This is a genomic window from Acinetobacter sp. 12966 (genome assembly GCF_031196995.1).
Classification (GTDB): domain Bacteria; phylum Pseudomonadota; class Gammaproteobacteria; order Pseudomonadales; family Moraxellaceae; genus Acinetobacter; species Acinetobacter geminorum.
In genome coordinates, this window is record NZ_JAVIMC010000093.1 from 23,208 (window position 1) to 38,944 (window position 15,737).

The 15,737-nt window shown below is 41.5% G+C and carries 13 protein-coding genes and 1 other RNA gene; 10 read left to right on the top strand and 4 right to left on the bottom strand.

From position 1 onward, the window contains the following. Nucleotides 1-4: 4 nt before the first annotated feature. Nucleotides 5-1,273 (bottom strand): exonuclease SbcCD subunit D, encoded by a 1,269-nt coding sequence (locus tag RFW85_RS14305; RefSeq protein WP_170249653.1) that lies wholly within the window; start codon nucleotides 1,271-1,273, stop codon nucleotides 5-7. 164 nt (nucleotides 1,274-1,437) lie between these two features. Between RFW85_RS14305 and RFW85_RS14310 the strand changes: the two genes are divergently transcribed. Continuing rightward, on the top strand, nucleotides 1,438-1,911 hold the full coding sequence (locus tag RFW85_RS14310; RefSeq protein WP_216076597.1) for an OsmC family protein: 474 nt from the start codon (nucleotides 1,438-1,440) through the stop codon (nucleotides 1,909-1,911). 74 nt (nucleotides 1,912-1,985) lie between these two features. Here the strand turns inward: RFW85_RS14310 and RFW85_RS14315 are convergent, their stop codons facing one another. After that, nucleotides 1,986-2,363: a VOC family protein gene (locus RFW85_RS14315; RefSeq protein WP_170249651.1), complete on the bottom strand. Its 378-nt coding sequence runs from the start codon at nucleotides 2,361-2,363 to the stop codon at nucleotides 1,986-1,988. A 380-nt stretch (nucleotides 2,364-2,743) separates the two neighbouring features. Between RFW85_RS14315 and RFW85_RS14320 the strand changes: the two genes are divergently transcribed. Further along, entirely contained in the window at nucleotides 2,744-3,193 is a 450-nt protein-coding gene (locus tag RFW85_RS14320; RefSeq protein WP_002121708.1) for an ABZJ_00895 family protein, read from the top strand. Nucleotides 3,194-3,279: 86 nt separating this feature from the next. After that, nucleotides 3,280-4,185 carry a TIGR01777 family oxidoreductase gene (locus RFW85_RS14325; RefSeq protein ID WP_170249650.1) on the top strand — a complete coding sequence of 302 codons (906 nt, stop codon included), beginning with the start codon at nucleotides 3,280-3,282 and terminating at the stop codon, nucleotides 4,183-4,185. On the opposite strand, the gene RFW85_RS14330 is transcribed toward RFW85_RS14325, so the two are convergent. Both RFW85_RS14330 and hemB read right to left on the bottom strand, forming a co-directional pair. Then, entirely contained in the window at nucleotides 4,177-5,292 is a 1,116-nt protein-coding gene (locus RFW85_RS14330) for an FAD-binding oxidoreductase (protein WP_170249649.1), read from the bottom strand. The genes RFW85_RS14325 and RFW85_RS14330 overlap by 9 nt on opposite strands. A 25-nt stretch (nucleotides 5,293-5,317) precedes the next feature. Beyond that, nucleotides 5,318-6,331, bottom strand: coding sequence for a porphobilinogen synthase (gene hemB, locus RFW85_RS14335; protein ID WP_005042595.1), 1,014 nt, complete (start codon nucleotides 6,329-6,331; stop codon nucleotides 5,318-5,320). Nucleotides 6,332-6,473: 142 nt separating this feature from the next. On the opposite strand from hemB, the gene RFW85_RS14340 reads away from it, so the two are divergent. From RFW85_RS14340 to RFW85_RS14370, 7 genes are all read left to right on the top strand, one after another. Next, the gene (locus RFW85_RS14340; RefSeq protein ID WP_002121786.1) at nucleotides 6,474-6,971 is read left to right on the top strand and encodes a thioesterase family protein; all 498 of its coding nucleotides are present in this window, start codon (nucleotides 6,474-6,476) and stop codon (nucleotides 6,969-6,971) included. Between the two features lie 267 nt (nucleotides 6,972-7,238). Then, nucleotides 7,239-8,390: an EmrA/EmrK family multidrug efflux transporter periplasmic adaptor subunit gene (locus RFW85_RS14345; RefSeq protein ID WP_170249648.1), complete on the top strand. Its 1,152-nt coding sequence runs from the start codon at nucleotides 7,239-7,241 to the stop codon at nucleotides 8,388-8,390. Nucleotides 8,391-8,396: 6 nt separating this feature from the next. Next, complete coding sequence (locus RFW85_RS14350; protein WP_309171628.1) at nucleotides 8,397-9,920, top strand: DHA2 family efflux MFS transporter permease subunit; 1,524 nt, start codon at nucleotides 8,397-8,399, stop codon at nucleotides 9,918-9,920. A 306-nt stretch (nucleotides 9,921-10,226) separates the two neighbouring features. After that, entirely contained in the window at nucleotides 10,227-12,212 is a 1,986-nt protein-coding gene (gene ggt, locus RFW85_RS14355) for a gamma-glutamyltransferase (protein WP_309171629.1), read from the top strand. Nucleotides 12,213-12,373: 161 nt separating this feature from the next. Next, nucleotides 12,374-12,733, top strand: a transfer-messenger RNA (tmRNA) gene (gene ssrA, locus RFW85_RS14360). Nucleotides 12,734-12,916: 183 nt separating this feature from the next. After that, complete coding sequence (locus RFW85_RS14365) at nucleotides 12,917-14,059, top strand: tyrosine-type recombinase/integrase (RefSeq protein WP_130118775.1); 1,143 nt, start codon at nucleotides 12,917-12,919, stop codon at nucleotides 14,057-14,059. A 283-nt stretch (nucleotides 14,060-14,342) separates the two neighbouring features. Continuing rightward, the coding region (locus RFW85_RS14370) for a hypothetical protein (RefSeq protein WP_309171630.1) at nucleotides 14,343-15,737 on the top strand (1,395 nt) is incomplete at its 3' end.

The window sequence follows — 15,737 nt, forward strand, 5'->3', positions numbered from 1 at the left end:
ATCCTTAAGGGGTTGCATCATTTTCAAGATGTTTTTGTGCTTCTTGTACCAGGCTTAGAAAATCTTTTAAGACAGCATCATCGGCGCTGTAACCTTGTTTTTCCCAAATATTTTGAAAGAGTTTTTCTGGTGTTGGTGGTTCAAGAGCAATGTGCTGAGTAGTATTTGAATCGGTCGCGTCTTTATTCACATATTGACGTGAAATACGAACTAAACGATAGCGGTCAGGTGGTAGGGCTGCTTCAAACTGCTGACGTAGATTAGGCTGCGGCGGCGTTAAACTATAATATTCAATATCGACATATTCACGGTGGTCAATATTTTCAATCACGCCGTGAGGCAAGGCTTTGAGTTGTTGCAGTACCTCGTTTAACTCACCACGAATACGGTGCAATTGTATGCAACGTGGAATTTCGACAGCTTCAAATTGCAAACGGCTGTCTGTGTCTTGAGTCGGATCAACTTTGACCTCAACCACTTGATGCTTATAGTTAACTTCACTAAAAGAAAGTGGAATGGGCGAACCACTATAACGAATGTGTGGCTGACCTACTTTTTGTGGTTTATGTAGATGCCCTAAAGCGACATAGTCGACAGCATCTTCAAACAAAGTTGTTGAAAGCGCCTCTTCATTACCAATAATAATTGGGCGTTCAGAGTCGGATGTTTCTCCACCTTGCATGTGGGCATGTGACATCAAAATAAGCGCTTGGTCTGGTGTCTTGCGACGTTTGGCTTCAGCAATGAGTTGCTGGTGCAAATAGGCAATCGCATTTTTACTGTTAGTGGTATGTTCATTAAAACCCGTAATTTCGGCCGAACGTAAAAAAGGTAGGGCAAGACACCACGCCACAATATCTTGATTTTGGTTATAGATAGGTAAAAGTAGTCGATCGAGGTCTAAGGTTTTATCTTCATTCCAGCGAACCACGCCCACGGTTTTTGCGTTATATTTTTCTAAGAGTGGTTCGACCTGTTCAATACGGTAGCCTGAGTCATGGTTACCCGCAATCATGAGTGTTTGCATGTGCGGCGCATGCCGATGAGCATCTGCTAAAAATTGGTAGAGTTGTTTTTGTGCTTGAGAACCGGGGTTAATCACATCAAAAATATCGCCGGCGATGAGTAGGGCATGTGGTTGTTTTTCTTGAATTTGAGTGAGTAACCAGCTTAAAAATTGTTGGTGTTCGTAGTGGCGTGAATGATTATAAAAAAACTGCCCCAAATGCCAGTCAGAAGTATGTAGAAAATGTACGGACATAGAAACAGACATCAAGCCAAAATAAACACAGATACGTTAGCATAAATTGGCAGGAGATTTTATCAAGACATTTTAAAGTGCTCGTTATTTAAGCCTAAGTTGAAACTTGAATTAAATTTTTCACTTTAAACGCCGCTTTGTTACTATCGACTCAAACCTTGAACTTTGAGAAAAAAATGACCATTCACGAATACGAAGTAAAAATACAGTGGGAAGGCAATACGGGTACAGGCACTTCATCTTATCGTTCATATAAACGAGACTTTAGTATTCAGCATCCGCAAAAGGCCACAATTCAAGGTTCATCAGACCCTGCCTATTTAGGCGATGTGAGCAGATGGAACCCTGAAGATTTATTGGTGGCATCAGCTTCAGCTTGTCATAAGCTTTGGTATTTACACCTGTGTGCAGTCAATCATATTCATGTGCTGAATTATGTCGACAAAGCACTGGGGTTTATGGAAGATGCAGATCCGGTTAAACGTGGTCACTTTACTCAAATTATTTTAAGGCCCGAGGTTGTTTTAGAAAAAGGTGCAGACCAAGCGCTTGCAGCAAAACTGCACGAAGAAGCACATCACGAATGTATGATCGCCAATTCGGTGAATTTTCCAATTACATGTGAAGCGAGTTTTAGCTTTGCTGAATAACTAATATGAAATAGCCACCGATAAAAAGGCGGTGGCTATACATTAAAAATAAATAGAGTCGTTAAATAAGATCTTTAAGCTGCATTTTCATCGACTTGGAAAATACCAAAAACGTTGTGGTCTAAATCGACAAAGTAGCCATGCCAAGCGCGGCCCGGAATAGCAAATTTATCCATTGCGACAATGCCACCTTGCGCTAAAATTTTTGCAGCCACTTCATCAAAGTTTGCCACCTGAACCGAACAGGTAAATGCATTGGTGCCATATTCCATTGGAGGTGTTTGAGCAGGGCGTTTTAATAGTCCACCCATAATTGAAGGTGTCTCTATGCGGTAATATTCAATTGGTAAGCTTTCATCGAGTTTAAATTGCCAACCAAACACAGCTTGATAGAACTGCGCATCGCGGGCAGGGTTTGAAGACTGGATTTCAAAATAGGCAATGTTGTTCATATTATTTAAAACATATTTTTATGGTGCAAAAAGTATAAGCATAGCCTTTATCGCCACGAAAGCACTATTGTGTATGGTGAGCGTAAAATAAATGAAAGTGCTAGAAAATAAAAACCGACGATTCGAGTGATGAGAGAATCGTCGGTCAAAAACTTCATCAAGGGTTTCGGCTGCTAACAAAACCTAATCCGAAGGAAGGAAAGAGTCGTAATGAAAGGTCACCGAAACAATTTTGCGGATGCCGTGCAAAGGAAGTATTCGGTTGCTGCGACCTTATTACCCTATATAACGTCAAGAGATTCGAATTGGTTGACAGAAAAATGAAAAAAAATCGAAAAAAATTTATAATTATTTTTTGAACCCATAAATTAGGCAAAAATATGACCAAATTACGTTCTTACTTTCTCTGGTTTTTTGGTTTATGCATTGTGCTTACCTTAATTGTAGGTGTTGTTGCAGCACTATTACCAGCGAGTGTAGGTGGTATTTTAACAGCCGTTCCATATTTAGGCGCAATGATTTTTGTCTTATTTAAATTTTTAAAGAAAGAACGCCGTGCCCCGACTGTACCAGAAAAAAAGAAATTTACTTTGGGTTTTACCCTGATTTTTTGGGGCTATAACTTGTGTGGTGTTTTATTTGGTCTGTTTTTATTTGCAAGAAAAGACCCTGAGATTTTGCAGAACTTTATGCTTTACCTCAAACAGCCTCAGTTTTTAAGCATTATGGTGATTATGCTTTTAATGTTAGCTATTCCGCTTTATTTAATTACCTACTGGTTTTATGGCAAGCAGGCACAGCGAATGGCTGACAAAATGTTTAACGTGTAATAGATCACTACGAAAACTCATACGATTAAATATAAATGAGTCTTATACAATTAAATAAAACTTGAATCCTCAGCTTAGGAGGAAATATGAATAAGAATGTATTAATTACAGGTGCAAGTGGTTTTATCGGAACGCATTTAATTAAGTTCCTGCTACAAAAAAATTATAACGTGATTGCTGTGACACGGCAGGCTGGAAAGGCATCTGACCATCCTGCCTTGCAGTGGGTACAAAAGTTTGAAGATATTTCGACCCGTCAAATTGACTATGTGGTGAATTTGGCAGGCGCAAATATTGGCGAGAAACGCTGGACCGAGTCACGTAAAAAACAACTCATTGAAAGCCGTGTAAATACGACCCGAAAACTGTATGCATGGCTCAAGCAGTCTGAAATTTTTCCGGAAGTAATTGTATCTGGTTCTGCAATTGGTTATTACGGAATAGATGATCAAGAAAAGTGGGCAGAAGTGTGTACTGAACAAAGCCCGCCACAGCCTATTTTTATGTCCGAGCTTTGCCAAGAGTGGGAGCGAGCAGCTTTAGCAGATCCTCAACAAAATACTAAAATTATTCGCTTAGGTGTGGTGTTTGGGCAGGGCGGTGGCATTTTGCCTAAAATGTTGCTTCCTATTCGACTCAATTTAGTCGGTCAAATTGGTCATGGCCGTCAGCCTGTGGTTTGGGTACATATTGGAGACGTGTTAAACGCAATTGAGTTTATATTTAAACATCCTCAATCTGCTCAAATTCACAATGTCGTAGCGCCAGAAAATGTGACTCAAAAAGCTTTTGTTGAACAAGCAGCAGAGGTTTTGAATAAGAAACCATTGTTGTCAGCACCAAGCACTGTTTTTCGCTGTTTGTTGGGCGAACAGTCTCAATTGATCTTAAATGGTCAGTACGTCAAACCCGCAGCCTTACAAACTGAAGGATTTGAGTTTGCTTATCCTCAGTTAAAAATGGCTTTAGAGAATATATTGGCGTCAGGCTAAGATTTTATTTTGCAAACGCTCTGGAGAATATGCTTTGGCATCAACTAAGGTCGGTTGACCTAGCATCAGCTGACGGAGCAATTGTGCTGAGCCTGCGCCCATGCATAAACCATTTCTAAAATGACCAAAGTTTGCCCAGAGATTGTCCATTTCAGGCATTTTGCCAATGTAGGGAACGCCATTTGGTGAACTTGGTCTGAGTCCTGCCCAGCGCTGTACGATCGGGAAATCGGCCAGTTCAGGCACCATTTCTAAACACGCTTCTAAGATATTGTGCTGGGTTGTTTCGTCAGTGGAAGTGTCGAAACCACGATGTGCCATGCTAGACCCACACACGATATGACCATCCATACGTGGAATCAAATACATCACTCGATTCATGCACATGGTTGGTAACCAGTGAGCAGGGGTTTTAAATAACAACATTTGACCTTGCACAGGTTCGACTGGAATTTCGAGTTGTAATTGTGAATTCCAGTAATGGCTCCATGCGCCCGAAGTTATTACAAAATGATCTGCTGTATGTTTGCGACCATCTTCGGTTTGTAAGGCCTGTATGACATCATCCTGTTGAATCAGTTTTTTAACAGGAGTGTTTTCAAAAAATTCAACATTCGGATGTTGTTTTAAATAGCGAATCAGAGACTGTAAAACGCGTGGATTACGAATATTAGACAGTTCAGGGAAATAAATCGCTTCTTGAAACTGTTCGGAAATATGCGGGTTGACTTGCTCTAAAGCATCTCTTTGTAGATATTCACAGCGCTGCATGGGTTCTTGATGCTGCTCGGCGTAGGAAAGTCCAACGTCAAAATCTTCTTCATCAAAAATCAGCATGCCTGTGTCATGAATTTCAAAATCAATCCTTGTAACAGGGTAGAGCTTTTGGTTCCATGCTTGATAAGAGGCTTTGCCAAATTGAGCAAGTTGGTTCACTGCATGCACATAGCGCCACGGGTACATCGGAGAGAGAATACCTCCGCCAGCCCAAGAGGCTGCTTGACCCGCTTGTTGTTGATCAAAAATGCTGATGGTACAGCCTTGTTCAACCAACTCCAGCGCAGACATTAACCCACTTATGCCCGCGCCAATGATTGCAATATGCATGCAGTGTTATCCTTTCTCTGCGAACTTAGTTCATTTCCTTGAGTTTTTCAGCAGCGGTTTCTGCAAAGTAAGTCCAGATTCCGTCTGCACCAGCGCGGCGGCAGCACATGAGTGATTCTAAAATGACTGAGTCTGATAACCAGCCATTTTGAATTGCGCCAGCTAACATCGCGTATTCGCCACTCACTTGGTAAATGAATGTAGGAACACCAAAGGTATCTTTCACTTCACGTACCACATCCAGATATGGCATGCCCGGTTTTACAATCACCATGTCGGCGCCTTCTTGAATATCAAGCGCGATTTCATGTAAAGCTTCGGCACGGTTGGCAAAGTCCATCTGGTAGTTATATTTATTACCACCTTTGAGGTTGGATGCAGAGCCAACAGCATCACGGAACGGACCATAGAAGCTCGACGCATATTTCGCAGAGTAGGCCATAATGTTGGTATAGATGTGACCATTGGCTTCTAAAGCTTGACGAATAGCACCAATACGGCCATCCATCATGTCACTTGGTGCAACCACATCAGCACCTGCTTCAGCATGACTTAACGCTTGTTTAATCAAGCATTCTACAGTCTCGTCGTTCAGCACATAGCCAGTGTCATCAATAATACCGTCTTGACCATGCGTGGTGTATGGGTCGAGGGCACCATCAGTAATTAACACCATTTCTGGTAATTCTTTTTTAAGCAACCGGCACGTGGTTTGGACTAAACCATCTTCATGCCATGCAGCTTCTGCGGTCAGGCTTTTATCTTCTTGCGGGGTAACTGGAAAAAGAGCCAGTTTTGATACGCCCAATTCCAGAAGTCTTTCAGCTTTTTTCAGTAACAAATCTGCCGACAAACGCTGAATGTTTGGCATACTTGGAATATCTTGGGTTTGATTTTGTCCCGGTAATACAAATACTGGATAAATCAAGTGATTGGTAGTGAGCTGTGTTTCGCTGACCATCGCACGCAACTGGTCATTTTTACGGATACGGCGCATGCGAGTGGCTGGAAATGCAGGACGATTGAACGTATAAGTCATAACAATCTCGATGTTCGGTATTACACTAGGATAGGTTGGCGGATATTCCATTACTGTCAACCGACTGCTGTATTGTAGCCCCATAATGCTGTATTTGTACAAAATTATGGGCGTTTATCATGCTTTTAAATTTAGGCAACATATGAGTGAAGAAAAGAAAAATTGGACTGGGAACATCCATTTAGGTGCAAAAACAGACCTGACTGTGGTTCTCAACCAATTATGTAAGGCGTTTAATAGCTCTCCTTTTTTTAAGCATAGTGGAATGATTATGCGTGTGGTGGACGGGCACATTGAAGGCTATATTGAGATGCAACCCAACCTGATTGGCAATTTGGCATTTCAGATTTTGCATGGCGGTGTTGCTGCAACTTTGCTCGATAGTATTGGTGGAATTGTGGCAATGGAACACCTCTATCGCCGTTCAACTCCCGAAACTTTAACTGAAACCATTAAGCAAGTGTCGCGTTTGGCAACTGTCGATATGCGTGTAGATTATTTAGCACCGGGGCGTGGTAAGTATTTTATTGCCCGTGCTGAAGTGTTACGTTTAGGTCGTAAGGGCTGTACCATGCGTATGACCATGGTCAATGATGAAGATAAAGCGATTGCTGCCGGCATTGCTTCATATGCCTATTAAGCAATGAATTGAATCATTTAAAAGCGCCAAGTGCGCTTTTTTTAGTGTTTGAAAAGCTAAAATTTTCATAAAAACTTTGAGATAAACATTAATTTAATTAGAACGAACGCATGAGTTATAAATTTTTATTCTCATATTATGAGGTTTTAGCGTTAAAATTAGCTCCTTTGACAATGCGATATGTCTTGTTTATAGAAAAATAAAAACTCTATAACAAGGTGTAGTGCGAGATTGATGGCAAAGCCAACTCATCTTTAGGAACATACCATGACTGATGCACAAAGCAATGTAGAAGAAACAGTGCCAACAACATCTGCCTCGGATGACAACAATCAAAACAAGCGCAAAAAATTTCTTGGTTTTTTTGCGCTGATTTTATTGATCGCCGCTATTTTATATGCAATTTGGGCATTATTTTTGAACAACTCCGTGAGTACGGATAATGCTTATGTCGGTGCAGAAACCGCGCAAATTACTTCAATGGTGAGCGGACAGGTCGCTCAGGTTGTCGTAAAAGATACCCAAACGGTACATCGTGGTGACGTGCTGGTTCGTATTGATGATCGTGATGCCAAAATTGCATTGGCTCAAGCTGAGGCAGAACTTGCCAAAGCAAAACGCCAATACAAACAAACTGCGGCAAACAGTAGTTCTTTAAACTCTCAGGTTGTGGTGCGTGCTGACGAAATTAACAGTGCCAAAGCACAGGTTGCTCAAGCACAAGCAGACTACGACAAAGCTGCTTTAGAACTCAACCGCCGTGCACAGCTTGCTGCCTCTGGTGCAGTGTCTAAAGAAGAACTGACTAAAGCACAAAGTGCAGTTGAAACAGCTAAAGCAGGACTAGAGCTTGCTAAAGCTGGTTTAGCGCAAGCCTCTTCGAGTCGTAAAGCTGCCGAAAGTACTTTAGCTGCAAACGAAGCGTTAATTCAGGGTGTAAGCGAGACTTCAACACCTGATGTACAAGTTGCACAAGCCCATGTTGAACAAGCTCAGCTTGATTTAGAACGTACCGTGATACGTGCACCAGTCGATGGGGTGGTTACGCGTCGTAATATTCAAGTGGGTCAACGTGTGGCGCCGGGTACGAGCATGATGATGATTGTGCCACTTAACGATTTATATGTAGATGCAAACTTCAAAGAAAGTCAGTTGAAAAAAGTCCGTCCGGGTCAGGAAGTCACGCTTACTTCAGATTTATATGGTGATGACGTTGAATATCACGGCAAAGTGATGGGCTTCTCTGGTGGTACAGGCTCTGCCTTTGCCTTAATTCCGGCTCAAAACGCAACAGGTAACTGGATTAAAGTGGTTCAACGCTTACCAGTTCGTATTGCACTTGACCCGAAAGAACTTGCTGAACACCCACTGCGTGTTGGCTTGTCGATGGAAGCAAAAGTCGACTTATCTGCGAAGTAAACGCTTATGAAAACGCAAACACCTTTTGCCGAACTAAGCGGTGGCCGTTTAATACTGGCAGCGTTTGTTATTGCCTTGTCGAACTTTATGGTCGTGCTCGATACGACCATTGCCAACGTATCTGTACCGCATATTACTGGTAACCTTGCTGTTTCAAGTACACAAGGCACATGGGTTGTTACGTCGTATGCCGTTGCAGAAGCGATTTGTGTACCTTTAACAGGTTGGCTGGCAGGGCGCTTTGGTACCGTTCGGGTTTTTATTTTTGGTCTGATTGGTTTTACCATTTTTTCTTTCTTGTGCGGTCTAGCAAACTCGTTAGGCATGCTGGTGTTTTTCCGTATTGGACAAGGTCTATGCGGTGGCCCGCTCATGCCACTCAGCCAAACTTTGCTGATGCGTATTTTCCCTCAAGAAAAGCATGCACAGGCGATGGGCCTATGGGCAATGACGACTGTCGTTGGGCCAATTTTAGGGCCAATTTTGGGTGGTCTGATTAGTGATAATCTGTCTTGGCACTGGATTTTCTTTATTAACATTCCGGTCGGCATTGTTTGTGTTTTAGCGGCAATGCGCTTGTTAAGAGTAGCTGAAACAGAAACGATTTCTTTAAGAATCGACACGGTTGGTTTAGGCTTGTTAATTCTGTGGATTGGTGCACTACAGCTCATGCTCGATTTAGGGCACGAACGCGACTGGTTTAACAGCACCAGCATTATCGTTTTAGCTTTAACTGCCGCCATTGGCTTTGTGGTGTTCCTGATATGGGAACTCACCGACAAACATCCCGTCGTGGATGTCAAAGTCTTTAGGCATAGGGGCTTTGCCATATCGGTGCTGGCTTTGTCGCTCGGCTTCGGCGCATTCTTTGGCAGTATTGTACTGATTCCGCAGTGGCTGCAAATGAACCTTTCCTACACCGCGACGTGGGCCGGATATTTAACTGCAACCATGGGCTTTGGTAGTTTGACCATGTCACCGATTGTGGCAAAACTTTCGACCAAACATGACCCACGTGCGCTGGCGAGCTTTGGTTTAATTTTGCTGGGTGGTGTGACCTTAATGCGAGCGTTCTGGACTACAGATGCCGACTTTATGGCACTGGCTTGGCCGCAAATCCTACAAGGTTTTGCTGTGCCGTTCTTCTTTATTCCGCTGTCGAACATTGCGCTTGGTTCGGTACTCCAGCAAGAGATTGCATCTGCTGCGGGTCTTATGAACTTCTTAAGAACCATGGCAGGGGCAATTGGTGCTTCAATTGCAGTGACCGTGTGGGACGACCATGCCAAAGTTGCCCGTAGTGAAATGGTGTCAAACCTTCATACGACTGAAGTACAAAACACACTTTTGCAAAATGGTTTTACGGCTGACTCGACATTAGGAATTATTTCAAATCTAGTCGATAAAGAAGCCATTACCATGTCGGCAAACCATGTGTTTTTGCTATTTGCGATTGTGTTTGTATTTGCAGGGCTGGTGATTTGGCTGTGTCCGAAACCCAAACAGGTCAGCGGCATGCCTTCTCACTAAACATAAAAAAAGCATCTCTTCGGAGGTGCTTTTTTTTTAGGCCAACTACAAAATGAGCGAGTTTATAAATAGAAAATTTTGCCTGTATTTAAAGAAATAAAGCATGCCAGAATTGGGCAAATCAGTTATAAAAGAGTGTGATAACAAGCAAGGAGACATCACACAGAGCATAAAATAAACACCCTTAATCATTTAATATTATTAAAACTTTATTTTTATCAAAGATTAAAAAACTGAAGACCTGAAAACAAAGAAGCTTGCATGGCAATTGCATGGATAGGCAGGCGTATATATTGGAGTTATCACGTGAATAAAAGATATTCATTTTTGTTCAGTAGTTTATTAGCAGTCGGTTTATTACAAGGATGTGGAGATGATTCCTCTTCAGATCAGCCCAAGGATGATTCAAATACAACCCCGCCCAATTTAATTGTAGATAATGACCCGACCAGTTGTAGCAAACTGGCACAAGACGGTTCAAGCGTGGTGGTTGGTTCAAACCAAAATGGTGACCCAGCCGCGCCAGAGGGTGCATCGGGTTATAGACTCGGTAACACGGTTAAATACGCAGATAAATATATGGTGGTGGCAAACACGCCACTTGCGGTAAAAGCAGGGTGTGATGTTTTAAAAGCAGGCGGTAGTGCAGTTGATGCAGCCGTAGCGGTACAAGCCGTGCTTGGCTTAGTGGAGCCACAGTCGAGTACCATTGCGGGTAGTGGTTTTATGATGTATTACGATGCCAAAACCAAACAGGTCACTGCGTATGATGGTCGCGAAACCGCACCAGCAGCAGCCAACGAATTTTATTTAATTCGCCAAAATATATATGACCCAAATTCACCTGCACCTGTACCAAGTGCTCGCCGTAGTGGCCGCTCGATTGGTGTGCCTGGTGTGATGCGTTTGCTTGAACAAGCACAAAAAGAGCATGGCAAACTCAAGTGGAACCAACTTTTTGGTGAAGCGATTGGTTTGGCTGATAACGGTTTTCGCATTCCGGGGCGTTTGGCAGATGCAATTGCAAGCAATGCAAGCAATTTAGCACTCGATGCAAATGCAATGGCGACCTATTTCTATCCAGATGGATCACCTCGTAAAGTGGGTGAAACCATGACCAATAAAGCCTATGCAAAAACCCTAGAAGCACTTGCCACGCAAGGCGCAAATGCATTGCACACTGGTCCAATTGCGCAAGCCATTGTGGCAAAAGCAGGGCAGACGTTAGGTGATGACCCAGCAAAAACTCCAATTACCCCAAGTTTGATGACCTTGCAGGATTTATCGAACTATCAAGTGAAAAAACGCGACCCGATTTGTACGACGTACCGTGACCGTTACTATGTTTGTACCATGCCACCTCCATCTTCGGGAGGAATTGCAGTTGCACAGACGCTGGGTATTTTAGAAAACTTTGATATGTCGCTTTACCCACCTAAAAACCCTGAAAATGAAGGTGGTGTGCCCGATGTGATGGGCGTGCATTTAGTGTCTGAAGCAGAGCGTTTGGCCTATGCCGACCGCGATAAATATGTGGCAGATACCGACTTTGTCGCTTTACCAGCACAGGGTATACCAAGTTTTATTGATAAAAATTACCTGAAACAACGTGCCGCACTGATTAACCCGAACCAAAGTATGGGCGTAGCACCAGCAGGTAACTTTAATACAGCAGCAGGTGTAGATACCACTATTGAACACGGTACAACGCAGTTCACGATTGTAGATGCCTATGGCAATGTGGTTTCAATGACATCGACTGTTGAATCGAGCATGGGTTCATTCCACATGGTGGATGGTTTCTTGCTGTCGAACCAATTAACTGACTTTAGCGCGAACCCTTATGACAGTACTGGAGCACCAGTTGCCAACCGTGTAGAAGGCGGCAAACGCCCACGTAGTACTATGGCGCCAACCTTAGTGTTTAAAGGCACTACGCCAGATGAGTTTTATATGGCAACAGGCTCACCAGGCGGCGGTACCATCATTCAATATGTGGTTAAAACTTTGGTGGGTGCATTGGACTGGAACTTAAATGCACAGGAGGCCACTTCACTTGTAAACTTTGGCGCGACCAATAGTAAAAATACCAATGTGGATAGCTCGAATGTACAGCTTTCCTTAGTTGACCTGATTGAAGGCTTAAAAGCAAAAGGACATGGCATATCGAACACTGCGCAAACCAGCGGTATTTCAACGATTATGAAAGTAAATATAAATAATCAAAGCAAATATGCAGGTGGGGTAGACCCACGCCGTGAAGGGATCGTGCTAGGCAATGGCGCTTTATAGACCCACCTTTAAAAAAAGCTGTCATTTTTGGCAGCTTTTTTATGAGGGGCCTTGAAAAAAACAAAAGGCTCTCCATTATGTAAATATGTTCATCAGTAGCAGACTGTTGATAAATTGCACAGCATTTTATTTTAGTTATGCTATGATGTTCAGACATTCATGGGGATGTTATTGGCTTCGACGCCGGTGATGAAACTCATAGATGCATGCCGAGAGCGCATTTTCTCTCGTAAATAAAATTTGCATTTTAATAGTCGCAAACGACGAAACTTACGCTCTAGCTGCCTAAGGGCAGTTTGTCCGCTTCCTAGAATACTTGTGGTTTAGGAACCCGACCGTAGCGCACGCACACAAGTCCGTATAGAGTCAAGCCTCGGGGCTTTATACCAAACTTAGAGGATCGCAACTTGTACCCTGTTCGTCGGGTCACTTGGTGTTAAAACAATAGACGATATCTAAGCATGTAGTATTCTCGAGCGTAATGCTGGCGGACGCGGGTTCAACTCCCGCCATCTCCACCAAAATATTATTCGGGATTGTTCGATCCGATATAAAAAAGCCTTTAAGTTCAATACTTAAAGGCTTTTTTATTTGCTTGTTTGTCCGATATCATCCGACTTAATTTGACCTTATTTTTGCCTTCTATGGGTAATTATTGGGAAAATTTACCCAATTAATTTAGTCTCGATAAAGGGTAGATACAGATGAAGCTTACCGATATAGAATGCAGAAAAGCGCAGCCAAAAGAAAAACGATATCGCCTTTCAGACGAGAATGGGCTATCACTTCTTGTGACTCCATCCGGGCAAAAATACTGGAACATACGCTTTACTGTTCTTGGTGAGCGTAAGTCAGAGTCACTTGGTCCATATCCTGATATAAGTTTAAAGAAAGCAAGAGAGCTTGCACTTGAACTTAAATACAAATATTCCAAGTCAGTACTGCATGAAGATATTAAGCCATTCTTCAAAGAGGTAGCTGAAGACTGGTTTGAGAATCAGAAGGAAACTTGGTCTACAAAGCATATTAGCAATGTCCAAGCATCTTTAGAAGAATTGTATATTGGACTTGCCGACAAGCGAATTAATCAAATCCAAGCACCTGAAATTTTGCAGGTTATTAAGAAAATAGAGGCAAGAGGTTCTCTTGAGATTGCCAAGCGCACATTGTCACGTTGTGGTATGGTCATGAAATATGCCATAGCTCATGGCTATAGATACGATAATCCGGCAAGTGATTTGGTCTATGCACTCAAGAATAAAAAAGTGAAGAACTTAGCTTCATTATCAGAAAGTGAAATGCCTGAATTTCTTAGACACATCCAAACCTATCCAGCAGATGCACAAACCCACCACGCAATTATTCTGATCATGCTTACTGGCGTTCGAGTAAGTGAGTTACTACAAGCGAGTTGGGATGAATTTGATCTAGGTGAGCGTAAATGGGATATCCCTGCTGAGCGTATGAAGAACGGTTTATCCCATCGTGTACCTTTAACAGACATGATGCTAGATGAACTTCAGGCATTGCGTCTGACACATAATCAGGATCTGTTATTTCCACACCGCCTAAATAACAGCGTAGCTATGCGCAGCGAGTCGATCTTGGCTGTAATTAAGCGTTCAGGCTATGCAGGACGAATGACTACACATGGGTTTAGATCTTTATTTAGTACAGTAGTCAATGAATCCAACTTGTTCAATCCTGATGCAATTGAACGTCAGCTTGCTCATGTACCACAAAATCGAATCCGTTCTGCTTACAACCGTGCACAGTACTGGGATGAACGTGTGAAAATTATGAAATGGTATGAGATGAAAGTTAAAAGTTGGTTGATTTATAAATAATTTTTAAGCTCTAGTAATTATAATTTAGTTAGGATTACATTCCTTTTAAACCCTACACTCCTCAGTGTAGGTTTTTTTCAGTGTATTAAATATAAACTACGTTCTCGGCTTTTTTGTTCAGATTCTACTTTCACTAATTCAGAAAAATAGTTTTAATAAATTTGAAAATATAAATAAATTTTATTAATGATAAATTTATAATTATTTGATATTTTTATATGTGATAAACTTGTTTTTGTAATCTTTATAAATTAAAAATATCAATTGTTTATGGTGTTTAACTGTGGAAATTAATAAGAAAAACTATGTTCTATTGTCTAAAGATTTTTTTAAATTATTAAAAATATTTTATGAAGATAGGGGAGTAGAGCAAAAAAAATGTGAAAAATTTTTATATAACGACACGATTGAATTATTCAGTAATTTGGAAGAACTGATACATGTTCTGGATACTGAGGGAGCTAATATACTTTCTCGATTTGAGCATTCGGGTAGGTCTAATGTAGTTATTGAAAGGGCACTTTGGGCTTTAGATAAGTTAGGTACTTTTCCTGACTTGGAAAAATTTAATAAACATACCAAGCTCTACAATGTCTTTTTTAATCACTTTTTATGGGGGATGCGAGCGGGGCCTCACATGGGTGAGAGAACCGTTCGTAACGAAGAGAAGGTGGATAAAACTCAACTACAGACAAAAATTGCTGGACCTGAACGAAGACAGCAGTCTATTACACTTTTAAAAAGATATGCGGTCTATCTTCGAGATAATAAGGTTCGAGGGCGTTCGCATGAGAATAAATTCTTGGATCGACTTAATGACATTGAGCAGACCTGGAAAAGTGATATTCAAGAGCTAACCAATCACTTAGGATTACTTTATGCATTTGGGATGCGGATTAGAATAAATCATAAGTTCGAGACTTCTGATCCATGGTTTAGAAAGTTGTTTCTCAATAGATATAGACATTTGGAGAGCTTTCAAAATATACCTGAAATCGTCTATACAATTTGTAAGCCAATGGTTGGGGTAAGCAATAGCTTAGAATATTTTGTTATTGTCTTGATCAATCATGATGATAAGGGGATTTTTGAAGAGTTTGTAATTCAGTCTGATTTGGAAAAGCTATTGAAGAAGTATTTAGAACCATTATACCCAGATACAACCATTCAGGTCAGTAACTTTAATTCAGACTTAATTAGAACATTTCCTGAAAAGTATCGAGGGAAGCGCTGGCTGAGCAATTTCTCTGCTTCGGAAAATTCAAATGTTTGGAATGGGCTGCTGGGTTTCATGTTGGAGCTGGAGAAATATCAGCGAATCAGTGATAAATTTTTAGAAATGATTGGGGATAGGAGTTATTTAACACAAAATGGCTATCCACCCCATATTCATTCCACTAAAAATATTAAAATGGAACTACTGAAAAAGTATTATCTTTTAAAACTATCAGCGATTGAGCGGAATAAGTTGATTTGGAAAACTGAACATTTATCTGTTAACGCTCAGGATTATTTTGCCAATTTAAGTATATTGAATAAAGAATACCTGACCCAAACTCGAAAAAGCTGTTTTGCAGAATTGATTGACCAGATAGAAAGTTTTATGTTGGGTATCAAAGAAGCACCAGTCTCAGCTTTTGGAAATTATGATAGACAAATGATGTGTGCTGAAAAAACA